This window comes from Enterococcus sp. DIV1368f, from assembly GCF_051712245.1.
Classification (GTDB): Bacteria; Bacillota; Bacilli; order Lactobacillales; family Enterococcaceae; genus Enterococcus; species Enterococcus faecalis.
Window position 1 is genome coordinate 2,528,542 of record NZ_JBIOON010000001.1, and the last position, 23,017, is coordinate 2,551,558.

General features: G+C 39.1%; 22 protein-coding genes, 1 pseudogene and 1 other annotated feature. Of the genes and pseudogenes, 7 read left to right on the top strand and 16 right to left on the bottom strand.

Annotated elements, in window-relative coordinates; all coding sequences use genetic code 11:
- Positions 1 to 130: 130 nt before the first annotated feature.
- Positions 131 to 400 carry a 30S ribosomal protein S15 gene (gene rpsO, locus IGL07_RS12335; RefSeq protein ID WP_002354983.1) on the bottom strand — a complete coding sequence of 90 codons (270 nt, stop codon included), beginning with the start codon at positions 398 to 400 and terminating at the stop codon, positions 131 to 133.
- Between the two features lie 279 nt (positions 401 to 679).
- On the opposite strand from rpsO, the gene def reads away from it, so the two are divergent.
- Positions 680 to 1,243 (top strand): peptide deformylase, encoded by a 564-nt coding sequence (def, locus tag IGL07_RS12340; protein ID WP_002354981.1) that lies wholly within the window; start codon positions 680 to 682, stop codon positions 1,241 to 1,243.
- 45 nt (positions 1,244 to 1,288) lie between these two features.
- Here the strand turns inward: def and IGL07_RS12345 are convergent, their stop codons facing one another.
- The 3 genes from IGL07_RS12345 to IGL07_RS12355 all read right to left on the bottom strand — a co-directional run bounded on the left by IGL07_RS12345 (position 1,289) and on the right by IGL07_RS12355 (position 3,604).
- Complete coding sequence (locus tag IGL07_RS12345; protein WP_002383269.1) at positions 1,289 to 2,065, bottom strand: Cof-type HAD-IIB family hydrolase; 777 nt, start codon at positions 2,063 to 2,065, stop codon at positions 1,289 to 1,291.
- Positions 2,066 to 2,074: 9 nt separating this feature from the next.
- A complete protein-coding gene (locus IGL07_RS12350) occupies positions 2,075 to 2,728 on the bottom strand; it encodes a DNA alkylation repair protein (RefSeq protein ID WP_002354978.1) in 654 nt (217 codons plus the stop codon).
- A gap of 72 nt (positions 2,729 to 2,800) precedes the next feature.
- Positions 2,801 to 3,604, bottom strand: coding sequence for a formate/nitrite transporter family protein (locus IGL07_RS12355; RefSeq protein ID WP_002375588.1), 804 nt, complete (start codon positions 3,602 to 3,604; stop codon positions 2,801 to 2,803).
- 323 nt (positions 3,605 to 3,927) lie between these two features.
- On the opposite strand from IGL07_RS12355, the gene rpsD reads away from it, so the two are divergent.
- The 3 genes from rpsD to lepB all read left to right on the top strand — a co-directional run bounded on the left by rpsD (position 3,928) and on the right by lepB (position 5,845).
- Positions 3,928 to 4,539, top strand: coding sequence for a 30S ribosomal protein S4 (gene rpsD / locus IGL07_RS12360; protein WP_002365342.1), 612 nt, complete (start codon positions 3,928 to 3,930; stop codon positions 4,537 to 4,539).
- A gap of 159 nt (positions 4,540 to 4,698) precedes the next feature.
- Positions 4,699 to 5,247, top strand: coding sequence for a biotin transporter BioY (locus IGL07_RS12365; protein WP_002354975.1), 549 nt, complete (start codon positions 4,699 to 4,701; stop codon positions 5,245 to 5,247).
- 61 nt (positions 5,248 to 5,308) lie between these two features.
- On the top strand, positions 5,309 to 5,845 hold the full coding sequence (gene lepB, locus IGL07_RS12370; protein ID WP_010712890.1) for a signal peptidase I: 537 nt from the start codon (positions 5,309 to 5,311) through the stop codon (positions 5,843 to 5,845).
- 68 nt (positions 5,846 to 5,913) lie between these two features.
- Here the strand turns inward: lepB and IGL07_RS12375 are convergent, their stop codons facing one another.
- On the bottom strand, positions 5,914 to 8,958 hold the full coding sequence (locus tag IGL07_RS12375) for a WxL domain-containing protein (RefSeq protein WP_104879611.1): 3,045 nt from the start codon (positions 8,956 to 8,958) through the stop codon (positions 5,914 to 5,916).
- Positions 8,939 to 9,311 (bottom strand): annotated as a pseudogene (locus IGL07_RS12380) (LPXTG cell wall anchor domain-containing protein). The gene IGL07_RS12375 and the pseudogene IGL07_RS12380 overlap by 20 nt, the downstream one beginning before the upstream one ends.
- 43 nt (positions 9,312 to 9,354) lie before the next feature.
- Here IGL07_RS12380 and IGL07_RS12385 point away from each other — a divergent pair.
- Entirely contained in the window at positions 9,355 to 9,510 is a 156-nt protein-coding gene (locus IGL07_RS12385) for a hypothetical protein (protein ID WP_350327334.1), read from the top strand.
- Between the two features lie 156 nt (positions 9,511 to 9,666).
- On the opposite strand, the gene IGL07_RS12390 is transcribed toward IGL07_RS12385, so the two are convergent.
- The 8 genes from IGL07_RS12390 to IGL07_RS12425 form a co-directional block, all read right to left on the bottom strand.
- Positions 9,667 to 10,278, bottom strand: a complete 612-nt coding sequence (locus tag IGL07_RS12390; protein WP_002375582.1) for a YktB family protein — start codon at positions 10,276 to 10,278, stop codon at positions 9,667 to 9,669.
- 34 nt (positions 10,279 to 10,312) lie between these two features.
- On the bottom strand, positions 10,313 to 10,870 hold the full coding sequence (locus tag IGL07_RS12395) for a GNAT family N-acetyltransferase (RefSeq protein ID WP_002415462.1): 558 nt from the start codon (positions 10,868 to 10,870) through the stop codon (positions 10,313 to 10,315).
- A gap of 85 nt (positions 10,871 to 10,955) precedes the next feature.
- Complete coding sequence (gene pepT, locus IGL07_RS12400) at positions 10,956 to 12,176, bottom strand: peptidase T (RefSeq protein WP_002375580.1); 1,221 nt, start codon at positions 12,174 to 12,176, stop codon at positions 10,956 to 10,958.
- Between the two features lie 21 nt (positions 12,177 to 12,197).
- Positions 12,198 to 13,841 carry a peptide ABC transporter substrate-binding protein gene (locus IGL07_RS12405; protein ID WP_195526226.1) on the bottom strand — a complete coding sequence of 548 codons (1,644 nt, stop codon included), beginning with the start codon at positions 13,839 to 13,841 and terminating at the stop codon, positions 12,198 to 12,200.
- 49 nt (positions 13,842 to 13,890) lie between these two features.
- Positions 13,891 to 14,136 (bottom strand) — a binding site (T-box leader).
- Positions 14,137 to 14,458: 322 nt separating this feature from the next.
- Entirely contained in the window at positions 14,459 to 15,412 is a 954-nt protein-coding gene (locus IGL07_RS12410; RefSeq protein ID WP_010817686.1) for a siderophore ABC transporter substrate-binding protein, read from the bottom strand.
- A gap of 38 nt (positions 15,413 to 15,450) precedes the next feature.
- Complete coding sequence (locus IGL07_RS12415; protein WP_002375575.1) at positions 15,451 to 16,206, bottom strand: iron ABC transporter ATP-binding protein; 756 nt, start codon at positions 16,204 to 16,206, stop codon at positions 15,451 to 15,453.
- The gene (locus IGL07_RS12420) at positions 16,203 to 17,168 is read right to left on the bottom strand and encodes an iron chelate uptake ABC transporter family permease subunit (RefSeq protein ID WP_010817687.1); all 966 of its coding nucleotides are present in this window, start codon (positions 17,166 to 17,168) and stop codon (positions 16,203 to 16,205) included. Before IGL07_RS12420 ends, IGL07_RS12415 begins: the two co-directional genes overlap by 4 nt.
- Complete coding sequence (locus tag IGL07_RS12425; protein ID WP_002394759.1) at positions 17,165 to 18,112, bottom strand: ABC transporter permease; 948 nt, start codon at positions 18,110 to 18,112, stop codon at positions 17,165 to 17,167. Before IGL07_RS12425 ends, IGL07_RS12420 begins: the two co-directional genes overlap by 4 nt.
- Before the next feature lie 184 nt (positions 18,113 to 18,296).
- Here IGL07_RS12425 and IGL07_RS12430 point away from each other — a divergent pair, with 184 nt between their 5' ends.
- A complete protein-coding gene (locus IGL07_RS12430; protein ID WP_010817688.1) occupies positions 18,297 to 18,749 on the top strand; it encodes a YueI family protein in 453 nt (150 codons plus the stop codon).
- Positions 18,750 to 19,026: 277 nt separating this feature from the next.
- Here the strand turns inward: IGL07_RS12430 and IGL07_RS12435 are convergent, their stop codons facing one another.
- The gene (locus IGL07_RS12435; RefSeq protein ID WP_048943525.1) at positions 19,027 to 19,212 is read right to left on the bottom strand and encodes a hypothetical protein; all 186 of its coding nucleotides are present in this window, start codon (positions 19,210 to 19,212) and stop codon (positions 19,027 to 19,029) included.
- A 160-nt stretch (positions 19,213 to 19,372) separates the two neighbouring features.
- Positions 19,373 to 21,643 carry a bifunctional glutamate--cysteine ligase/glutathione synthetase gene (gshAB, locus tag IGL07_RS12440; RefSeq protein ID WP_002368430.1) on the bottom strand — a complete coding sequence of 757 codons (2,271 nt, stop codon included), beginning with the start codon at positions 21,641 to 21,643 and terminating at the stop codon, positions 19,373 to 19,375.
- Between the two features lie 170 nt (positions 21,644 to 21,813).
- On the opposite strand from gshAB, the gene IGL07_RS12445 reads away from it, so the two are divergent.
- A complete protein-coding gene (locus tag IGL07_RS12445; protein WP_002395960.1) occupies positions 21,814 to 22,314 on the top strand; it encodes a cysteine hydrolase family protein in 501 nt (166 codons plus the stop codon).
- Positions 22,315 to 23,017: the final 703 nt, after the last annotated feature.

A 23,017-nucleotide genomic window follows, 5' to 3' on the forward strand; every position in this document is an offset into this window, starting at 1 on the left:
AAAAAGTAACAAGTCGTTGTTGCTCTTTCATTTGGTTAGTAGTTCCTAAAAACTTTCCAAAGAGGACCTTCAATAGTGACAATAAGATAAAAAGCGAGATTCTGATTGAACCTCGCTTTATACGTAATGATTAACGACGTAATCCTAAACGTTGGATCAATTCGCGGTAACGTTGGATGTCAGTTTTACGTAAGTAAGCTAACAAGTTACGACGGTGACCGATTTTTTTCATTAAACCACGGTAAGAATGGTGATCTTTTTTGTGTGTACGCGCATGTTCGTTCAATTGGTTAATGTCTTCAGTTAAGACAGCAATTTGTACTTCTGGAGAACCAGTATCTCCTTCATGACGTGCGTATTCTTTAATGATTTCGTTTTTTCTTTCTTGTGAAATTGCCATTTGTTCCACCTCTTTCTCTATTATTCGTCTGATCACTGAGTGAAGCGTTGGTGACTCGCTAAACCAAGTGATAGATGGTGTGTTTCCACACAAGCTTACTTTACAGGAAACACCGCTAAAATGCAAGCTTAATCTCTATTATTCGATAGTTTTTTTAAACAATCTAGCCCCTTTTTTAGTGATTTTGTGATACACTAAATGGTGGTAAACAACTGATTATTTCAGCGCATGAATAAATAAAAGAAGAATTTTTTTATGTTTCAAAGGAGGAACCATTGAATGATTACAATGAAAGATATTATTCGTGAAGGGAATCCCACACTTCGTGCTGTGGCAGAAGAAGTGCCTGTCCCTATCACTGAGGAAGACCGACAATTAGGCGAAGACATGTTGACTTTCTTAAAAAATAGTCAAGATCCAGTCAAAGCCGAAGAATTACAATTACGTGGTGGCGTTGGTTTAGCTGCACCACAATTAGATATTTCTAAACGAATTATTGCTGTCCATGTTCCTAGTAACGACCCAGAAAACGAAACGCCTTCATTAAGTACGGTAATGTACAACCCTAAAATTTTGAGCCATTCTGTGCAAGATGTCTGTTTAGGTGAAGGGGAAGGCTGTTTATCTGTCGATCGGGATGTGCCTGGGTATGTCGTTCGCCATAACAAAATTACCGTCAGTTATTTTGACATGGCTGGCGAAAAACACAAAGTTCGTTTAAAAAACTACGAAGCGATTGTGGTTCAACATGAAATTGATCATATTAATGGCATCATGTTCTACGATCATATTAACAAAGAAAATCCATTTGCTTTAAAAGAGGGCGTTTTAGTCATCGAATAAAGAAAAAAACTGGGCCGTTTGTTTTCAGACAAACGGCCCAGTTTTTTAAATGGCCTTCATTTCTTTTAAGGCTTTCCAAATGCCATCATTATCATTGGTATCTGTGACCATTGTGGCCACTTCTTGAATGGAAGGACTCGCGTTGCCCATTGCGACGCCAATCCCTGCATGGCTTAGCATTTCTCGGTCATTTTCGCCGTCCCCAAAGGCAATGATATTTTTTGCATCAATGCCCACACGTTTGGCTAAATACGTTAACGTAGCTGATTTTGAGCCATCTTTAGGCACAACATCTACGCTATGTTGATGCCAGCGAATAAAGCGAAATTCTGGGTATTCTTCTTCAAACGTACACTGATCTTCTGCGTCATAAAAAGCCAGCGCTTGGTAAATATCATTTTGACGATAAAAGTGTTCATCATAAGCAGGTGAATGAAAATGAAAAGAGTTCATCGCAATTTCCATTTTTTCAGCACGGTGTTGGTTGCTCTTCTTAATATCATCTAAGCCCACACAAGCAAATCCTAAGCCGCGTTGATCACTATCTTGTGCCAAACGTTCCAACGCTTCAGCGTGCAATAAATTTTGATAATATTGCTCATGATCCACAAAAGCCGCGGCGCCATTACATAATACGTAATTAGTAAAATCTAAATCCCAAATCACCTCTTGCGCCATGTAACGACTTCTGCCAGTTGCCAGCGTAACTAAGTGTCCTTGCTCCCGCAATTTTGCTAGCGCTTCTCTCGTGCTATCCAATGCTTTCTTCTCCGAATTTAACAACGTCCCATCAATATCAAATGCAAAAAGTTTTCTTTCCATCATTTCTCCTTATTCGCTCGCTTTCGCTAAATATTTACTGCCTTCTCGTTGTGCTAAAGGACTCAACACTAATTCTTTCATCAATTCCTCGACCCATTGCGGATTCGTTTTACTATATTGGCGTAATGACCAGCCAATCGCTTTTTGAATGAAGAACTCCTCTGTAGTTCTATCATAAATAATCGCCTTTTTCAACAGGTCCTGATTGGTCTTTTCTTTCAACATCAACTGTAAATTCAGCGCAACACGCCGATTCCAGAAATTTTCAGCGCCATAAAAAAGGGCAAAAATCGTTGGCAATTCAGTCAGATGCAACGCCACCCACGACCCAAAAAATTTTCGCCAAGCATCCACACTATCCCACCACGCTTTTTGTGGAACATAGGCTTTAAACGCTACGACCTCTTCTAATGAAAATCTCCGAACATTTTGAAGGGCTAAATCAATAGCGACATACTGATATTCTCGTTCTGTTTTTTGATAATAAGCCTCAATCTCTTGGCATAATTTTTCCTTTGGCCACGTATGACTTTCTTTTAAAAGTTGTTTACTTAACGCTTGACGTTCTGGGGCGGGGATGCCTGCAAAAACAAATTGGTGTTTCATATAAGCAGACATTTTTGCTGCTGTTTCTGGGTTCTTCTGAAATTGAAGTGTGTCCATTCCTTCGCTCCTTATAAAAAAAAAAACTATACTAAAACAGTGTACCATGTTTTAGTATAGTTGGTTGGTCAATTAATCAAAATACGTTAAGTTTTTGTTGTCTTTATCTAACCAGGCATAGCCGAGACCCATAATTAAGCCACCACCGATAAAGTTACCAATAAAGGCCCAGAAAAGATTATGAATAACATTACCAGCTGTGAAAGCTTCAATTGCGCCGTTTGAAGCAAAGTAAGCTAAACTGAAGGCTGGGAAATTGGCAATCACGTGTTCAAAACCAAGGAACGCAAAGATAAAGATAATGAAAATAATGGCCGCGACTTTGCCGGCGTCATCTTTCATTCGCATACTCACTAATACGGCTGTATTAACCACAATATTGGCGAACATAGCTTCAACTAAAATCTGTAGGGTAGTTTTTTCTAATTTTCCAGCAATCGATGTAAAGAAGAAACTATCTTTTGGCAAATCTTGGAACGGCACCGTAAGTGATACCAAGAAACCAAACAAGACGCCACCAATTAAATTGAATAAGATACAGGTAAATAAAATTTTTGCAGCTAAGGAAAAGTTGACTTTTTTACGATAGACCCCAACAGTCATGTACAACATATTCGAGGTACCAAGTTCGGCATTCATATATAAAATCATTACAAGTGACCAACTGAACATGAAGGCGTAAAGCATTTTCCCTAAACCATGAGAAATTCCTTCTCCTTTAATTGCGATTGCAAAAGCAACGGCTGTTCCCAACGTTAAAAATAGGCAAGCAAGCATTGCACGAACAGCGTAGCGGGAAAAGCTGTTTGAGAATAAATTCACTTTCTTGTCGATGGATTTATCAATTTGTTCAAACAATGGTGAACCAGACTTCATTGTAAACTCCCTTTCATTCCGTTTTCAACTTATATTTTCAAAACATCTCCCCTTATTCTAATGAGGAAAAGTATTTTTGTCTACCTTTTTTTCATATTTCACTTTAAAACCTTGACGTTTCCTATCCTATTAAGTATACTAGATTTTGTGTAAAATAATTGCAGCAGAAGAATAATAACTCGTCAACAGTTCATTGCCAAACTTGGTTCAACTGCGTAACCGCGGCTGCAAAGGCGAAGGTTGAAGAATGAACTGAACGAATATGAATTTTTCATCTAATTATTTTACTCCAAAAAAACATTTATTTATTGGAGGAATTTTTAATGTCTCGTTATACTGGACCATCATGGAAAGTATCTCGTCGTCTAGGTATCTCTTTATCAGGTACTGGTAAAGAACTAGCTCGTCGCCCTTACAAACCAGGACAACACGGACCTAACAGCCGTGGTAAAGTTTCTGAATACGGAATGCAATTAACTGAAAAACAAAAATTACGTCATATGTATGGCATGAACGAACGTCAATTCCGTACGTTGTTCATTAAAGCAAGCAAAATCAAAGAAGGTAAACACGGTGTTAACTTCATGGTTTTACTAGAACAACGCTTAGATAACGTTGTTTACCGTTTAGGTCTTGCAACTACTCGTCGTCAAGCACGTCAATTAGTTAACCATGGCCACATCACTGTAGACGGCAAACGTGTTGATATTCCATCATATCACGTTGAAGTTGGTCAAGTGATCGGTGTTCGTGAAAAATCTCAAAACATCTCAACAATTAAAGAAGCGGTTGAAGCAACTGTTGGACGTCCAGCATTCGTAAGCTTTGACACTGAAAAATTAGAAGGTAGCTTCACTCGTTTACCAGAACGTGATGAACTTTACCCAGAAATCGACGAAGCACTTGTCGTTGAATACTACAACCAAAAACTTTAAGATTTCAAAAGGTCGAACTGCGGTTCTTACCTTCTTTCAAAACCTTGCCTTTCTTGGCAAGGTTTTTTTCTTTGCCCTCTTTACAAAATTGTTTACTTCCGCTAAACTATTGTTAACCAAATAAAAATAATTGGTTAACAATAGAAAGTGAGGCTTCTTATGAATAAAGCATCGTTACGCTCTTTAATTTTAGCAGCAGAATTCGCTGTGATTATTGCTGTACTTTCACAATTTACAATTCCATTGGGGATTGTCCCCTTAACTGGACAAACATTTGCCATTGGCTTAACCGCTACCGTTTTGGGTAAGCGAACGGGGACCTACGCTATTTTAATTTACTTCTTATTAGGATTAATTGGTTTACCCGTTTACGCGGGGATGTCTAGCGGGTTCGGTGTACTCTTCGGACCAACTGGCGGCTATTTAATCGGGTTTATCTTTAACGGCTTATTAACTGGTTATATTTTAGAAAAAACAACCTTTAACTATACTTGGGCCATTATCGCAAATATTGCCGGCGCCTTAGTTACCTTAGTTTTCGGTATGATTTGGTTGAAATATTCCGCAAATCTACCGTGGCCAAACGCTTTTGCTGGCGGGTTTGCTCCGTTTATTATTCCTGGTATCATCAAGGCTGTCGCAGCTGCTTATGTTGGTATTTTAATTCGCCAACGCTTTATGAAACGTTTTTTAGCACACCTTTCTTAAGGGGAAAACTTTTTTCTTTTCCTTGTCTGTAGTACACTAAAAGGACAAAGGAGTGAAGTCCATGTCCTCATTATTAAAACGATTGGTTCAGTTGGTTTTGTTAGTCGTCGCTGTCTTGCTGATTCGACACTATGTTTTCTCCCCTGCTGCGGTGAACGGCTCTTCAATGGAACCAACACTTCATAACAACGACCGTTTATGGGTGACCTCGATTAAAAAGCCACAACGTTTTGATATTATCGCTTTTCCTAGCCCGCGCAACGGCCAACGAGTAGCCAAACGTTTAATTGGTTTACCTGGCGAAACAGTCGAGTATCGCGATGATACCCTTTATATTAATGGTGTATCACTCAGTGAAGATTACTTAGCAAGTGCTAAACGAAATGTCTCTAAAAATGAAAATTATACCCAAGATTTTACGCTAGAGACCTTAGAAGCCACCCAATCCCTGACCGTTCCAGAAGGCATGTATTTTGTCTTGGGGGATAATCGCCCGCGCTCAGATGACAGTCGTTATTTTGGCTTTGTTAAACAAGAGAGTGTGGAAGGTGTTTTAACTTTTCGTTATTATCCATTAGATAAAATTGGCTTTCCATAAAAATAATAAACCGCCCTCAAAAAGTCTAACTTTTTTGGGGGCGGTTTATTATTTTATTTACGTATTTTTTAAGGTCCAGTCACAAGATTCCACGTAACTGCGGCTTGGTATTGTTGCCCTTTGACGCCTTGATTGGCTGGCACTTCGAGTTTGACTTTGTCAAATTGGAAATCCAACTGATAAACATCGGCGCCGCTAAATTCTTGGTTACCAATAATGCTCACGCTACTATTGTCGGCTGTTAAGCCAAGTGATCTCGTAACGCCCACACTGGTCATTAATTCCGTGGGCAGGTTATAATTTCCTACGCTGTAAATAGGGACTTGCCCCAAAATCAAGCGGGTCGCTGTCGGTAGACTATCAGTAGCTGATTTTGGTTGTGACAATTGTGCGGTTAAACTCCAATTCGGTTGGGTTTTGCTAATTCGGACATAGGGATTACGAGTACCGTTGCCATAGTAATCAGCGGCTTTCTTCAAACCATGTTGCTTCGTAGCGCTAGCAACGCCAACTTGACCAAAATCGAAAGTTGGTACACTGATAAATCCTTCCCCAGTTGGTTCCTTTGTTTCTTGATCTAAATCTTTGATCCGAACAGTATCTGAGGCCGTCAGTTTGTTAAAGTTTCCTGACACTTCCACAGCGGCTTTTAGCACTTGGTTTGGTTGTCCAGTAACTTTTGTTCCTATGAGATTAATTGTTAGTTGCCCACCAACAGGAAGACTTTTGTCTAAAGGAATCTCAAAGCCTGCTTCCCACTGTTCTTTCGTGATTGGTCGAACTTTCGTATTTTGACCAGTACCTAAAATAAACAGTTCCGTGGGTGTACTAATTCCAGACTCCCAGTCAGTGGTTGGTTTAATCTTAATTGAGGTTAATGGTGCTTCTCCAGTATTTTTTAAAAGCACTTCCCAATATTCCATGGTTCCACCATTGTCAATGACATCGACTGCACCACGCATCGTTAAGTTAGCGCTGATGCTCGCTTCTTTGTAGACTGCTGTCATATCGTCATTGTCATCAAAGGTTGTGTCATACGTTGGCGTAGTGCTGGTGGTCAACGTGTTCGGTTTGTTTTTGCCTTTGTACCAACCTTGGAAGACATAGGTTTTTCCACCTGCTGAATAACTAGCTGGCAAAACTTTTGCGCTCGTGTACTTGAAAGTGTCACTAGTCATCGGAATCTGATTGCCTTGGGTGAAGCCAGTTGGTGGTGTGATTTTGGTACCGCTGGCATCGACGAAGTTCTCGGTGACTTTGCGATTGGTTAATTGATAGTAAATTGTTCCTACTGGTGTATAATATTTTTCTAAATTATATTGATTAGATGCTGCAAACAATCGACTGTATCTATAATTGGAACCATTAGTAACTTCGCTTATTTTAAATTGTGTCGCTGTCACTTTACTTAAACCATAATGCAATGGCGGATTATTGACTGGTTTACCGGGTGCATTATTTACAGTTAAATACTCATTCAACGTAGCTTGTGTATAGGCATTTCCTGTGTAAAGAGATATATTTTCATAAAATTTTGGAATAGTGATTCTCGTGTTGGTTGTTCCATAGTTATTCACTCCGCCTAAAGACACATCTGCTCTAATCGTTTTGGCGGGAATCGTCACCTGTTTGGTATTTCCTGAATTAGTTCCAGTAATTGATCCAAGCTTTGTATAAGTGGAATTAATTTCTTGTTGTAAATCGGTTGTTATTGTAAAAGGCGTTGGTAATAAAATTGCTCCGGCTTCATTGACAAATTGGAAATTCACGGTTCTACTTGGGAATTTGTAGTCTTTAGCCGTGTCCACCTCATACACCACATTCAAATCATCATTGTTATCATAAGTCACTGCGTAACTTGGTGTTTTCGTTGTTTTTAAGGTTGCTGGTTTGGTTTTGCCTTTGTACCAGCCTTTGAATTTGTAGTTTTTGCCGTTGCTAGCTTTGTAAGTTTCAGGCAAAGCGCCACTTTGTTTGAAGGTGTAATTATTATTGGTGATACTTGTTTTTTTCCCTTGAGTGAAACCAGTTGGTGCAGGGATGGCGGTGCCGTTTACATCTTTGAAGTTTTCGGTGACTTTTTTATGTGACACTGTTAATTGAATGTCTTCTGTTGGAAACTCTGCCCTTAAGTCTGCCACATCGGTTCTGGTAGTAGATAACCTTACATTATACCCTGTGTAACTAGCTGGAGCTCCCCACAGTGTTCCGCCTGTTGGAAATTTAACAAGGTAGCTAGTGTTATTGGATTTCTCAACTTCTATATTAAATGGCGTATCTGCCACTTGAGATGAAGCTACATTAAAATATTTTATTAGCTGTTTAGCTGTTCCTACTTTAGATATACTGATATTTTCTACATATTTTGGCACTGTTAGACCTATATTATTTAAATAGTATCTTTGCAATATAGTTCTATTTTTAACGGTAACCGATAAGGTCCTTTTTGGAATCGTTATGTCGAAACCATTTGTTGTTGAAGCAATGGTAACAGGAACTGATATATTTTGAAGTTCTCTCGGAGTATAGGTATTTGTCCCATATGTTTCCCAGGTATCTAAAGTCATGTTAGTAGATACCCCAAAATCAGACATCGTAAGTGCACCTACATCAGACTTAAATAGGACGCCAATTCGAGCTTCTGGAACATTGAACATTGTGCCAGTCTGAAATGAATTGGCCAAATTTACGAATTGTGTACTAAACTGAGCTAAGTTGCCTGCCTTAACTCCAATTGCTCGATTTTGTAATAGATTTTGGGAGACTTGTGGTTCTACCTTTGTTTGTTCTGGTTCCTCTTCCTTTACAACTTCTTGCGTTGTGCTTTGTTCTCGCGTTTCTGTATCACTACTTACAGTCTTTTCTGTTACTCCTGTTGTTTCTGTCGTTGCTTCTTCTTGCTTTGAAGTCTCACTTTTCTGAGTACTTTCTTTTGCACTTTCTTTTGCACTTTCTTCTGTACTTTCTTTTGTGCTTTCTTTCGTAGATTCCACCGTCGGACTACTTTCAATCGTCACAGTTTCGGCAATAGCCGTGATTCCCGTAATTGAATTCACTAATAACGAGCAACATAATCCCAATGTTACTAGGTGTTTAAATCTGATCTGTTTCATGCTGCCCCTTCTTTCTATGTACCATTCCGACAAGACCAATTAAGGCTAAGCCGAGAATGCTAAGATTTACCTGACTCTTGCTCCCTGTGCTAGGGAGCTGCGAGCCAGTCGTGGTGGCTTGTGCCGAACCACCACCTTTGTGGAGTGCCAGCTTGTCCCTTTGCTTTCCCCTGCGGACTAGCGGCTGGCGCATCTGTTTTCGGCGAGGGCTTTTGGGGAGCGACTTTCGCTGGATTTTTTCGATAGAATCCCACCCCCACCGAACTAGAACCACCATCAGATGCTTCAACATTTATAAAAAAACTAGGGGAAAATAGTAGGCACGCAATAATTAAATAACGCTTTTTTTTCATTTTAAAACCTCCTTTTGAATTTAAGTATCTCTCACAACCTTTTATATACCTCTATGATAGCAAAGAAAATACTCTTAAAAACAACAGTTTTTTCCAGTTAACAACCCTTATTTTAACAAGTTCCTTATATATCGTGTCTTTTACGTTGCGTTATTTAAAGGAAACAAGGGAAAACAGTAAAGACTATCCCCTTTTTTAAAAAAAGCATCTTTAATTTCTTAAATTTCCATTGTCTAAACTAAAGAAAAGCTCACAATGTTAGTGTTGAACACTAACATTGTGAGCTTTTCTCATTTTTGACGATTGGATAATTCGATAAAATAACACTAAGACATAAAATAACTGTCTGTTTCTCTTATTGGGCAATAGCCAATTGGTACAATGGTAGGAGTTGTTGATAGGTTGCCAACATATAAGCTCGTGCTTTTTCAGGATTTTGCCACAAATCGCTATCTTTGGGAATGATGCGCCCAATTTCAAACTCACCTTTTTTTACATCTCTAAAACGAGTTAAGGCTTTTTCTAAATCCGTTTCTGGCAGCGGAGTAATTTGAGAAACCGTATGATCCAAGGAAACATACGTATCTTCTGGTAATGCTTGGAATAATTGCTGATTCTCTAAAAAGGCTTGCGCAATCTGCTTTTCATTTTTAGGATTATCAATGAATGACAACCACATAAACACATAGTCGCCCCAAATGCCTAATTGAAAATGCGGCTGCATTTTATACCCGCGCTTATTCGGACTAAGTGCTGACCAAGTATTTTCTGGTGGATACACGGTGCGACGGCGATGTTGCGCAATATGGACAAACAACTCCGTTCCTAGTTCAGGCGCTAGTTGTTCGGCAAAATACGTGTCTAATTCTTGAAAAATAGGTTGAATTTGCGCACGGATAACCGCCATTCGTTCATCTAATCCAGCAACTTCAAAGGCTGCGAATTCTTTTTCTGTAAACATCAACATTTCTCTAATTCCTCTCTTAACTTGTCTTCTGCTTCTATTTTTGTCGATTTTGCCATGTTTCCAGTGTCATCCCACGATAAACATCTGTGACAATTTTCCCTTTACTAATTCGGGCATTGGGCAGTGTTCCTTCGTAGGTAAAACCAATTTTCTCCATGACACGACCAGAAGCTGGATTGTCTTGATCATGTAAAGCAAAGATTCTCATGAGTTTCATTTTTGCAAAACCCAGTTCGACTAACGCCGTCGCGGCTTCAGGCATGTAGCCATTGCCCCAAAAGGCACGGTTCAAGACATAGCCTAATTCTCCAACATTATTGGTTTCATTGACCCGCAAATCAATCGTCCCAATCATTTTGCCCGTTTCTTTCACTTCAATCCCATATTTTCCTAAAGGTTCTCCCATAAAATATTTAGCAATGTTTTGTCGTGTTTCAGCGATTGTTTGGTTTTTCAAAAACACATAGCGGACCGTTTCCTCATCTGAAGCATATTCGTACATATCTTCTGCATCGGCTAATGTGACAGGTCTTAAAATCAAGCGTTCGGTTTCAATTCGTTGGTTTTCTGCAAAAATCAATGGATAATTCATGAGCAAAACTCCCTACTTTTCTACATACTTTACCGAAAAACAGCGAAACACGCAAGGAAAATCGGCATTTCCCTCGCGTGTTTCTTTAATTAGCATTTAAGCGAATGATGGCAATGATCGTTTGAACAGCTTTGGCCATTGATTCAACGGTAATGAATTCATATTGCCCATGAAAATTCTCGCCGCCTGTAAATAGATTAGGCGTGGGAATGCCCATGAAAGAAATCTTAGAACCATCTGTCCCGCCACGAAATGGTGTGATGATTGGTTCAATGTCACAACTTTCCATTGCTTGGACGGCTAATTCCACAGGGGTCCAATCTTTTTCGATGATTTCCTTCATATTATAGTATTGGTCTTGGAAAGTAATTGTTAGTCTGGGTTTATCCGCCAGCGCATTTAAACGTTGGACTTGTTTTTCCAAAAATTGCTTTCTCGCTTGAAAGTTTTCTCGATCATGATCCCGAATGATATAGACAAGTTCTGCTTTTTCAATACTTCCTGTAAATTTATTGAGTAAATAAAATCCTTCATTTCCACGTGTTTGTTCTGGCACTTCCTTTTGCGGCAGTGATTGATCAAGTTGTTCGCCTAATTTAATGGCATTTACTAACGAACCATAGGCCGTTCCCGGATGGACACTGGTTCCCTCAATTGTTATCACAGCTTGAGCAGCGTTAAACGTTTCATACTCGAAATGCCCCACACGGCCACTGTCAATTGTATACGCAAAAGCGACTGGGAAATTCGGCGCATCAAATTGATCGGCGCCGCGTCCAATTTCTTCATCTGGACCAAAGGCGAGCCAAACATCGCCCCGCGGTACTTCTGGATGTGCCAAAAAATACTCAACAGCAGCTAAAATCTCGACAATTCCCGCTTTGTCATCTGCTCCTAAAAGTGTGGTTCCGTCTGTAGTAATCAACGTTTCCCCTTGATACTCTTTTAAATTGGGAAATTCAGCAACCGATAAAACGATGCCTTGTTCTTGATTCAAGAGGACATCTTGACCATCATAATTAGTGATGACTTTGGGACGGATATTTTCTGCTGAAAAATCCGCCGTATCTAGATGTGCAATCAAGCCGATACTCTTCGCTGCAGGTTGGTTACCAGGCAACCGTGCCGTTAAAAAGCCGTTTTGTTCGTTATAATGCACATCGGCCAAACCTAATTCATGAAGTTCTGTTTCAATCATTCTGGCCAAAACCACTTGACCGACCGTCGTCGGTGTGGTTTGACTGTTGGCATCTGAACGGGTGTTAACTTTCACGTAAGTTAAAAATCGTTCGACTAATTTTTCCATTTCTTACTCCTTCTTCCTGAATCATTCTGTTAAATAGGCATTGCGCAAGTGGAAATAATCCCCATACAAGTGATAACTAATGCCTTTCAATTTAGGATTGATTAGATAATTTGAGGCACTTTGATACAGCGGTACTTGGGCAGCATCTTGGTTCAGCAAGATTTCTTCCGCTTCTTTGTATTCTGCAAACTGTTTCTCTGGATTATTGGCATTAATCGTTCGTGCATCTTCTACTAGTTGGTCGTATTTGGCATTATGATAATTGCCATAATTGTAACTTGATTCTCCCGCATATAAGTTAAAGTAAGAGTCTAATTCACTACTGCCGGCAATCCATCCCGAAAGAGACAGCTCGTAATTTTTTTCACGTCGCGATTGGTTCACATTATTACTTGGTTGCGATGAAATGGTAATTTCTAAACCTGGCAGATTTTCTTGTAACTGACTTTGAACATATTCCGCAATTCGTTTTCCTTGATCTGTATCTGCCGCCAGCAATGAAAGTTTCACTTTTTTACCGACATCCGCTTGGGCTTTCGTCCATTCAGCTTGGGCTTTTTTGACGTCATTTTTCAAATATTCGCCACTGTAAGCTCGGAAATCTTCATCTGTTTCTGGATTCGCATAAAGTTTACTTGGAATTAATCCGTTGAGGGGTTTTGACCCATCGTTTAAGACACTTTGTGTTAAGGCTTCTTTATCTATTGCTTGGCCAATTGCTTTTCGTAAATGAACATTTGCTAATGGCGTTCCTTCTTTTTTGTTGAAATCTAAGAAGTAGTTGGCCACATCTGGATAACTGACATAGCCTGGGTCCTCTTGATATTGTTGAACATATTGTCCGTTAATGCGAACTAAGTCTAGTTCATTCGCTTGATATAAGTTAATCCCAGTATTATCTTCTTTGATTGTGCTAACCGCAACTTCTTCCAGTTTCACTTGATCCGCATCATAGTATTCTGGATTTTTTTTCAATGTCCAAGTATCTGAAGTCGCATCCCAATTGGCTAGCGTAAATGGCCCGCTATAAAGTAAATGTTCACTATCCAAGGCGTAATCTTTTCCTTGCGCTTCGACAAATTTTTGATTTTGCGGCGCTAACCAAGCAATCGAAACGACTGCTAAGAAGGAAGGTTGGGCCTGTTTTAATTCAACAATAAATTCTTTGTCATTAGGGGCTGAAATCCCTAATTCATCGACTGACTTTTCACCGTTGCGTATTTCAAAACTATTTTTAACACTATCTAGTAAATAAGCATTCGGTCCAATCGTCGCTGGTGTCACCAGTTTTTTCCAAGAATAAACAAAATCTTGGGCCGTGATCGGCTCGCCGTTGCTCCACTTAATCCCTTCCCGTAAGGTAAAGTGGTACTTGCGCCCATCGTCACTAATCTTGACGTCTTTAGCAAGAGCTGGCACCGTGGCACTATCATCATCAAACCGATACAGGCCTTCAAATAAGTGTTGCGCCATTGTAAAGGTATTTTTATCTGTTGTTTGTGTTGTATCCAATGTTGAGATTGGTGCAGGTGAACTAATACTGATTTTTTGTTCAGCTGCTAAATTTCCCGAATCTACTTTCTCTGCCGCTTCTTTGGTTCCGCCACATGCGGCTAAAAGAAACCCTGTTGCAATCAAACCTACTACTTTTTTCCCCAATTTCATGTTGTTGCCCCCTCATATTTTTTAAACAAATAAAAAAAGCATTCGTCCTAAAAAGGACGAATGCTTATGCAATCGCGGTACCACCTTTGTTGATCTCTTCGCTAAAAAAGATCCGCTCGTTTCCAGTACAATCATACTGTAGCGCTATAACAGGCGCACCTGAATTGGTTTAAGCAAACGGCTTCAACCAACCTGTTCAAAGGCCATTTTCCCCTTTAACGTCACTACCTCTTCTCACCAAACGAGGCTCTCTGCAAGCTATTTTAAAAAGTACTTTCCTTCTCATCACATTTTGTTCTTTTATTTGTTTCATCAATCATACTGATTTACGGATAGTTTAGCAAACATTTTCGAGGCCGTCAACCACATTTTTAATTTAAAACTTTTTTGTTTTTCATTAAGAAGGTCGGGACAGAAGTGTTTAGCTCCGAGAACTCTCAAGGACAAAACTGCGACGAGTCTTTGACGAGAAAGCAATAAGAAGAAATTTCCGAAAATTGTTCTTTAATTTTTGGAGAATTTCAGCTTATTTCCGAAGGAGTTGCTTTTGTTCCCGCCGTTTATCAGCTTTTAAGCCTAGGACAAAAATCCAAAGTGATTTTTGTCCTAGGCTTTTTTTACTCTAATCCTTTTTTAACATCTTCTATCATCAAATGCATTGATTCTAATCCGCCACCGCTTAGATACCAAACATCTGGTTGAAGCATAATGACTTTATCATTTTTACCAGCATCGGTTTTTTGAATCAATTCGTTTGCAGCGACGTTATCTTTTGAATCGTCGCCACCAATTGCTTTGGTGCGATCTACCACAAAGAGAATCCCAGGATTTTTTTCTAAAACATATTCGTAAGAAACACTTTGCCCATGAGTGGAAGCTTCAATCTTATCGTCTGCTGCTTTGAAGCCAAATGTATCATGAATTAAACCGAAACGAGAGCCTTTTCCGTAAGCGGAAAGTTGTCCTTCGTTAACTAACACAACAAGCGCATTATTCGCGCTAGCTTCTGCTTGTTTTTTCACGTCAGCAATTTCTTTTTCTAAGCCAGTTATTTTTTCTTTAGCTACCTCTTCTTTATCAAAAATAGTGCCTAACGTTTCGATATTTTGTTTCGTTGATGCCCAAGGATTTTTGGCATCTACAGCTAAGTAAATGGTTGGCGCAATGGCTTTTAATTGTTCTTGATAATCTTGTTGACGACCAGAGATAATAATTAAGTCTGGTTTTAGTTGATTGATTTTTTCTAAATCTGGTTCTTTAATACCGCCTGCTGATTCAACTTTTTGGTATTTTTCCAAATACGCAGGGATATTTTTAGTTGGCGCACCTACCACGCGGTCACCGACACCTAGTGCATCCATTGTATCCAAGGAACCATTATCAAAAACAACGACTTTCTTAGGATTTTTGGGAACGGTTAATTGACCATTGGTGTCTTTGACTGTGACTTCCGTTTTAGCTGTTGTTTCTGTTGTTGCAGAATCTGCTGTTTTTTTATTTGTTTGACAAGCACTTAACATTAACAGTCCCATCATTGAAACTGCAATCATTGCTAAAAATTTCTTTTTCATTCTTTTCCTCCAAAAACGTTATTTTTAAATTGCCCGATTTAGTGATAAAGACAAAAGCGTTTTCCTTCAATTTCACAAATCCGGATATTCATTTCATAAAGATCATTTAAAATACTTGTTTGAATAACTTCTTCTGTTGCGCCATGCGCATAGAGCTTTCCGCCTTTCATGGCGACAATTTCATCTGCATAGCTTGCGGCAAAATTAATATCATGTAGAACAATCAGAATCGTTTTTCCTAGTTCATCCACTAAGCGTTTAAGAATCTGCATCATTTGAACCGCATAATTCATGTCGAGGTTATTTAAGGGCTCATCCAATAAAATATAATCGGTATCTTGGGCTAAAATCATGGCAATATACGCCCGTTGTAATTGGCCCCCAGAAAGGGTATCAATGTATTCTTCCGCCATTTCAGTTAAGCCCAATTGTTCCAACGCTTCTGTTACTTTTTCATGATCAGCGCTTTTTAAGCGACCTTTGGAATAAGGAAAACGACCAAAATTGACCAGTTCTCGCACAGTTAATTTAAGTTGTACACCGTTGGCTTGTTTTAAAAGGGCAATTTTTTGTGAAAGAGCTGACTGCTTCCAGGTTTTTACTTCTTGCTTGTCCAGATAAATTTCCCCGGTATCTTTGGGAGTTAAGCGACTCATCATGGCTAGCAGCGTGCTTTTCCCAGCGCCATTTGGTCCAATAAAGGCTGTTAATTTGCCTTCAGAAATAGGTAAATCAATGTCTGAAACGACAAATTTATCGCCATATTTTTTTGATACATCACTCATCTGGATCATGTGCGTTGCTTCCTTTCTGCAATAATTTTCCATATAAAATAAACGCCCCCAACAAATTGAATCACCACACTTAGCGGGGTATTCAAATGAAAGACCTGTTCAACCATCAATTGACCAAACACCAGTAAAAAAACTGCTATTAAACTCCCTGCCACAAACAGTTCTCGGTGGCGATAGGTTTTCATGAATTGATAACTCATATTGGCCACGATAAAACCTAAAAATGTAATCGGTCCCACTAATGCTGTTGATAAGCCGACCAGACTACTGATCAAACACAACAACACTAATTGAAACTGATTCACAGCAATCCCTAAATTCTGTGCTTGATGGTTCCCTAAATGTAAAACGTCTAAACGGTAACTTTCCCGCCAAAGTATCCCACAAATTATGAGTACCGTCACACCAACGAAAACGAGATACTGACTATTGACGTTACCAAAACTGGCAAACAACTTTCCTTGGAGTAAGTCGTATTCGTTAGGATCCATAATCACTTGTAAAAACGTACTAATACTACTGAAAAAAGTACCTAAAATCATGCCAATCATCAATAATAAAAATAAGTCGGATTGATTTTTGCGTAATAGAAAATACGATAAACTAGTACTTAAAAACACCATTAAAAAGACGTTCATTAAAAACGAACCAAGACTTACTTGACCTAACGCTTGTGCGCCTCCTAAAAGAAAAAAAAACACCGTCTGCACAAAGACGTACAAGGAATCCATCCCTAAAATGTTTGGCGTTAGGAAATGATTTTGCGTGACCGTTTGAAAACTAATGGTTGAAAAAGCCGCAGCGATTCCGACAAAAATAAAAGCCAATAACTTTTTCCCTCGTAACGCCAAAGCAAAGGACCAATTGCCATACGTGTTATAAGTTAAATAACAAAGACTCACAATTACTACGGCAGCTAAAAGCAAAAGTAATGAAAGCCATTTTTTTAAAGGCCGTTTCATCGTTTGCGCCCCCTTAGTAATAATAAAATGAACAAAATGCTCCCTAATGTTCCGACAACCACGCTGACAGGAATTTCATAGGGGGCAATCAATACTCGTGCTAAAATATCACAGATTAACAAGAATAAACTTCCACAAATCCCAGTTAACCACAAGGTATTTTTCATATGATCGCCATAACGTAAAGACACGAGATTGGGAATCACAACTCCTAAAAACGGAATATTCCCCACCATCAATAAAACGATGGCACTTGCTAAAGCAACCAGCGTCAAACCTAAAAATTGAATTCGCTGGTAATGGACGCCAAGACTATTTGCAAATGCTTCACCCATACCAACGACAGTGAAATGATAAGCAAATAAATAAATAACAAACCACAAAGGAATCATTAAAAATAACCATTCATAATTCCCTTTCATAACTGTGGAAAAATTTCCTTGTAACCAAGCAGACATATTTTGAACCAATTGGTATTGATAGGCAAAAAATGTGGCAATTGAGCCTAGAATGTTACCAAACATCACGCCCACCAAAGGGACCATTACTTGATTCTTACTTGGTAATAATCGAATGAGCGCTAAGAATAATAAGGTCCCGCTTAGCGCAAAAATAAAAGCAATTGCCGTTCGATAGAGAAACGGAGCTGTTGGGAAAAATAACATTGCAACTAAAATACCCAACCTTGCACTATCGGTTGTTCCAGCGACACTAGGAGCGACAAATTTATTTTGTGTGAGTTGCTGCATAATCAATCCAGAAATACTCATCGTACTACCAGCAATGATTAAACTCAACGTGCGGGGAACACGGGTGGTAAATAAAACAAATTGTTGCTGCGCATCTAATTGAAACAACTGAGAAAGTGCAATGTCCTTCACCCCTATCACTAATGACAATAAGCTGAAAAGTAATAGTAGAACAAACAAACCAATCTTTTTCATGAGAAAACTCCATTTTTATTTAATTGAGAATGATTCTCATTCTTAATTACAGTGTATGAGAAAACCATCACAAATGCAACCACTTTTTTTCCTTTCTTAAAAACTTCTTCTCAAGCCGACTGACCAACGACTTATCTAAGATATGCTATAATGGAGGGAAACGTTAGGAAAGGAGTGTTACTGAATGGCGAATGATGACTTACAACAACGTCTGGATAAAGGAATGTATGGTACGCCCCTCGTCAATCCTGAAGAACAACACAAATACATGGGCACATTTCGTGAACGCTGCCGTCTCTCCATGACCGTCGCTGAAATGAAAGATGCACAGAACCAACAACATTTATTAGAAGAATTAGCGAAGCATCCTGAAGTTACAGTACTTTTAAACGGCGAAATCTCTTCTGACCTGCAAAGTACCTATATTAAATTATTAAATCAGCATGGCGCAACCTTTAAGATTGTTAACAATTTTGTGGAGAACAACCCTGACTCTCTCGGCTTACTGCTAGCTGAAAATCATGCAGTCGATGAACCTGTGATTGACGTTACAGAAAAATATCCTCAAGCAACCGAAACGCCAAAAGAAGAGCCAAAAGCTAAAAAAGGCTTCTGGCAAAAACTATTTCACTCATAAAAAGCTCAAGAAAAGTTATGAGTCATTGGATTGTTTAAACATAAGTTATGAGCGCTTCCATTTATAATAGAATTGTGCTATTATAAAGATGAAAAAGAGAGGTATGCGGGTACATACCTCTCCTTTATACCAGCGCCAGTTATAAGAACTGGTGGCTTACTGAGTTAAATTTTTGTTACTATTTAACCGTTCGGCCTGTCAAGCTTATGAACGGTTATTTTTTATTGTTTTTCGTTGCTTCAAGGATACCGAAAATCAGTAACGCAACAAACGCTAATCAGCTGAACAAAAGCAACTCCTTCGGAAATAAGCCGAAATTCTCCAAAAATTGAAGAACTATTTTCGGAAATTCCTTCTTATTTCTCGGAGCTAAACGCTTTCGCCTTAGCCTCAGAGCAAAACTAATCATCAATTCCAATGCCGCTTCGATTGACAAAAAAATGCTCCTTTCGTTAAAGTGCATCGGATACACATAGGCATCACCTGCCTCTCTAACTCAGAGCCACCGTCATACAACTTTCATTGGTAATAGTTTTAGTATAACCTATTGGGTTCACCAAGAAAACGTTTTTATAAAGAATACCGCCAAAAAATCTATTATGACTTTTTGGCGGTATTCTTTTTTATTGAACCACTTCTGGGTATAAAAGTTTTAAAACGTCCATTGTTAAACGGCGTCCTTTTCCAGCGTAAGGATACACATGCATGTGCATGGCTGGATTAAAGTTTGCTTCGATAATCCCGTACGTTAAGCTATCACGTGTGCCTTTTACGTCTTTGTCAGGAATGATTAAATCAATGCCACAAATTTTGGCTCCTAAAGCAGCTACGGCTTCAATGGCGATTTGTTTATAACTATCATCAATGACATCGGTCATATCAATCGAATCCCCGCCCGTGCTAACATTAGAATTTTCTCGCAAGTACACGATTTGCTCTTTTTCTGGCACAGAATAGATAGTTAAACCTTGTTCTTTCAACATTAGTTTTTCTAAATCATTTAACTGGATTAATTCTAGTGGTGCACGGTGATTGGTTCCCCGCAATGGATCACTATTTTTAGCGGCCACCAATTCTTCTACAGTATGTTTGCCATCTCCGGTAACATTGGCTGGCACGCGCAACATGATGGCTTTTACATCATTATCTAACACAAAGAACCGATATTCTGTTCCAGGTAAAAATTCTTCAATTAAAACCGCTGTGTCCTCTTTAAAAGCAATCCGTAACGCTTCCGTAAAGTCTTCCAACGAAGCGCCTTCTTTAAAAATGGTAATTCCTAAACCGTAATTCGTTGATTTTGGTTTCACGACAAACGCTTTATTGGCATAGCGCAAATGTGCTTCTTGTGCCTCAATAAAAGATGAAAATTCTTCACCGCCAGGCACATGGAAACCTGCTGCAGACAAAATTTTCTTTGTCACGGTTTTGTTTTCCATAATCAATGGTACCACGTAGTTATCTTTGCTAGTCATGTTGGCATTTTTGACGTATTCAATGTGCTCGCCATGTTGCAGTTTCAAAAATTGCTCTTGTTCATCTAAAATTTCGATTTCCAGACCTTTTTGAATCGCATCAAATAAGAAAATTTGTGTGGATAATTCCATCTCACGGAAACCAGCTAATTGATAAGGGCGTTCAAAGGCCATACTTTGATATTGGTTTCCAAAAATGTTTCCCAGTTCACTGTTGGAGTTTTCTTGAATAATCGTCCACATTTTGCCAGAAACGGTGTCTTGTGGATTCCGCAGTTGTTGATAATACTTACCGACAACTTCTTTGCCTTTGCGAATGCCTAGAGCATCTAACATATCAATCATTTCTGAAAAAATCCGATCGCCTTCTGCAATTAACTTAATCGTTTCATGAGGATGACCAAGAGCCACTTGTTCATTAAAAATATCCCCAGTTTTCACCCATTCATCCGCTTCTTCTTTTTCATCTGTCCACAATAAATACAACATGAAATAATGTAAGAAATCCACGGTATCTTCCACAATGCCTAAACGTGAAAAAGGATTTAAGTCTAAATTACGCAACTCGATATAGCGAATACCTGTTTTAGGCAGATCAGACATTTGTTTCCCGCCACGTAAGCGCACAGGCGCATAAAATTCTTTTTCTTCAGAAAGTAAACCATTTTCCACCATGCGATGAATATCTTCTAAATAGCGTTCCAATGAGGCATACGATACTTTCACATTGTCATGATTTCTGTAGCCATACGTACTATTCCGAATACTGCGAATAGGTTCTTGCGGTTGGTCGTCATAGACTCTAAAGTAGCCGTCTTCACTAACTGGTGAAGCCCCAAAAAGATACGTAATTAACCAGCGATAACGTAAAAAGTTACGGGCAACTTTCATGTACACTTTCGTTTTAAATTGTTTACAATCTGTCACTTCGGATTGTTCATCATATAATTGCTGAATCAGGGCTTGGTCATATTCAAAATTAAAATGAATTCCGCTGACCATTTGTTTTCGTTTGCCATACTCTTTTGCCAAATAACGACGATATAACACTGCATCATATTGATCTAATTTAGCAATTTTAATCTCTTCATCTTTTGTTGGTAATTGTGGCGGCATACTTAATGGCCACAGCATTTCATCTTCTGGAATCGAACGACGAGCCACATCGTGAATGGCATCTAAAAAACGAAGCATTTCTGTGCCGCTATTTGCTACAGGCGTGATTAGTTCTAATTGTGTTTCACTAAAATCTGTTTGAATATATGGATGATAAGAACGGTTACCAAAAACCGTGGGATGATCAGTTGTCGCTAAAAGCCCTTCTCGTGTGCTACGTTGGTTTTCTTTTTCTAAACCAAAACGAGCCATCAATACGTAAGGACGAACATTTTTCTTTTGCATTAATTCTCTATAATTCATCTTGTCGCCTTTCTTTCTACAAACTATCTGTTTCTCTTACTATTATATAGGAAAACGAGTAAATATGCTGTTTTTTTGAACGTTCGCTTGGGAATTTTCGAGACACTTTTAGAGAGCGCCTTTTTTCGTTATACTGAAAACAACTAGTTTATAGAAAGTGGGGATTGCTCATGAAAAATCGTGCATTACTTTTAATTGACTTTCAAAAAGGCATCGAAAGTCCGTCGCAGCAATTGTACCGTCTGCCAGCAGTGTTGGAAAAGGTCAATCAGCGTATTGCTGTCTACCGCCAACACCATGCGCCCATTATTTTTGTTCAACATGAAGAAACCGAATTACCTTTTGGCTCAGACTCTTGGCAACTTTTTGAAAAGCTGGATGCACAGCCCACAGATTTTTTCATCCGCAAAACACATGCGAATGCCTTTTACCAAACAAATTTAAATGATTTATTGACGGAACAAGACATTCAAACGTTAGAAATCGCTGGTGTCCAAACCGAGTTTTGTGTAGACACTACAATTCGGATGGCTCATGGTTTAGGCTATACGTGTTTGATGACACCGAAAACCACTTCCACCTTGGATAATGGACATTTAACCGCGGCACAAATTATCCAACATCATGAAGCTATTTGGGCTGGCCGCTTTTTGACTTTTTTGAGCCTGTGACAAAAATCACTTTGGATTTTTGTTCCGGGCTCAAAACCTGATAAACGGCGGGGACAGAAGCAACACTACGCGTTGCTTCGATCACAACAACTTCTAAGGTGTTTTCTCGACATGCGTCTCGTCACAGTACAGCCTTCAAAAGAGCTACAGCTCTAAGAGTTGCGATGTTTCACTGTGAAGCATGAACAGATGAAATCATCGTACCTACTTGGTGAAGGTCCTTCGGAACTTACAAGGATAAAACTGTGACGAGCCTTTGGCGAGAAAACAATAAGTCGAAATTGACTTTCTCACACAAGTGTTCGGCGCATCTTAATCCTTCCAAGTGTTGAGAATCACGAAGAACGTAGTGATTCGATGATGAACAATACCTACTTGGTCTCCAAAAATTAAAGAGCACCGGGTCCTTCAATTCTAGCATGTTCCATGCGTAGAAATTGATGCGAACGAAACGGAGTGTAGTGTATCATGCAACATCAACTCGTTCCTCGTTGTGTTTTATGACAATTTTCGGAAATTCCTTCTTATTGCTGAGAAACACTATTTGCAAAGCAAATAGATGTTGAACAGTACCTACTTGGTTCTCGGAGCTAAACGGTTCTGTCCCGACCTCTTTTCCAAAAAATTGTTTGTTCACTATGTTTTCTTGTCGTATTTCATGTTAGTATAAGGAAAAAGTGTTCAGTTGATTAGTTGAAGATTT

What these genes read in the sequence shown, in the direction of transcription:
- IGL07_RS12395 (WP_002415462.1), bottom strand. Translation starts at nt 10,870, where the DNA reads ATGAATTATCCATTGATTTTTGCAGAAAACCAACGAATTGAAACCGAA.
- IGL07_RS12355 (WP_002375588.1), bottom strand. Translation starts at nt 3,604, where the DNA reads ATGAAGTCTGGTTCACCATTGTTTGAACAAATTGATAAATCCATCGAC.
- IGL07_RS12405 (WP_195526226.1), bottom strand. Translation starts at nt 13,841, where the DNA reads ATGAAATTGGGGAAAAAAGTAGTAGGTTTGATTGCAACAGGGTTTCTT.
- rpsO (WP_002354983.1), bottom strand. Translation starts at nt 400, where the DNA reads ATGGCAATTTCACAAGAAAGAAAAAACGAAATCATTAAAGAATACGCA.
- IGL07_RS12375 (WP_104879611.1), bottom strand. Translation starts at nt 8,958, where the DNA reads ATGAAACAGATCAGATTTAAACACCTAGTAACATTGGGATTATGTTGC.
- IGL07_RS12345 (WP_002383269.1), bottom strand. Translation starts at nt 2,065, where the DNA reads ATGGAAAGAAAACTTTTTGCATTTGATATTGATGGGACGTTGTTAAAT.
- IGL07_RS12410 (WP_010817686.1), bottom strand. Translation starts at nt 15,412, where the DNA reads ATGAAAAAGAAATTTTTAGCAATGATTGCAGTTTCAATGATGGGACTG.
- gshAB (WP_002368430.1), bottom strand. Translation starts at nt 21,643, where the DNA reads ATGAATTATAGAGAATTAATGCAAAAGAAAAATGTTCGTCCTTACGTA.
- rpsD (WP_002365342.1), top strand. Translation starts at nt 3,928, where the DNA reads ATGTCTCGTTATACTGGACCATCATGGAAAGTATCTCGTCGTCTAGGT.
- IGL07_RS12425 (WP_002394759.1), bottom strand. Translation starts at nt 18,112, where the DNA reads ATGAAAAAGATTGGTTTGTTTGTTCTACTATTACTTTTCAGCTTATTG.
- IGL07_RS12365 (WP_002354975.1), top strand. Translation starts at nt 4,699, where the DNA reads ATGAATAAAGCATCGTTACGCTCTTTAATTTTAGCAGCAGAATTCGCT.
- pepT (WP_002375580.1), bottom strand. Translation starts at nt 12,176, where the DNA reads ATGGAAAAATTAGTCGAACGATTTTTAACTTACGTGAAAGTTAACACC.
- IGL07_RS12415 (WP_002375575.1), bottom strand. Translation starts at nt 16,206, where the DNA reads ATGATCCAGATGAGTGATGTATCAAAAAAATATGGCGATAAATTTGTC.
- IGL07_RS12445 (WP_002395960.1), top strand. Translation starts at nt 21,814, where the DNA reads ATGAAAAATCGTGCATTACTTTTAATTGACTTTCAAAAAGGCATCGAA.
- lepB (WP_010712890.1), top strand. Translation starts at nt 5,309, where the DNA reads ATGTCCTCATTATTAAAACGATTGGTTCAGTTGGTTTTGTTAGTCGTC.
- IGL07_RS12435 (WP_048943525.1), bottom strand. Translation starts at nt 19,212, where the DNA reads ATGCACTTTAACGAAAGGAGCATTTTTTTGTCAATCGAAGCGGCATTG.
- IGL07_RS12420 (WP_010817687.1), bottom strand. Translation starts at nt 17,168, where the DNA reads ATGAAACGGCCTTTAAAAAAATGGCTTTCATTACTTTTGCTTTTAGCT.
- IGL07_RS12350 (WP_002354978.1), bottom strand. Translation starts at nt 2,728, where the DNA reads ATGGACACACTTCAATTTCAGAAGAACCCAGAAACAGCAGCAAAAATG.
- def (WP_002354981.1), top strand. Translation starts at nt 680, where the DNA reads ATGATTACAATGAAAGATATTATTCGTGAAGGGAATCCCACACTTCGT.
- IGL07_RS12430 (WP_010817688.1), top strand. Translation starts at nt 18,297, where the DNA reads ATGGCGAATGATGACTTACAACAACGTCTGGATAAAGGAATGTATGGT.
- IGL07_RS12390 (WP_002375582.1), bottom strand. Translation starts at nt 10,278, where the DNA reads ATGTTGATGTTTACAGAAAAAGAATTCGCAGCCTTTGAAGTTGCTGGA.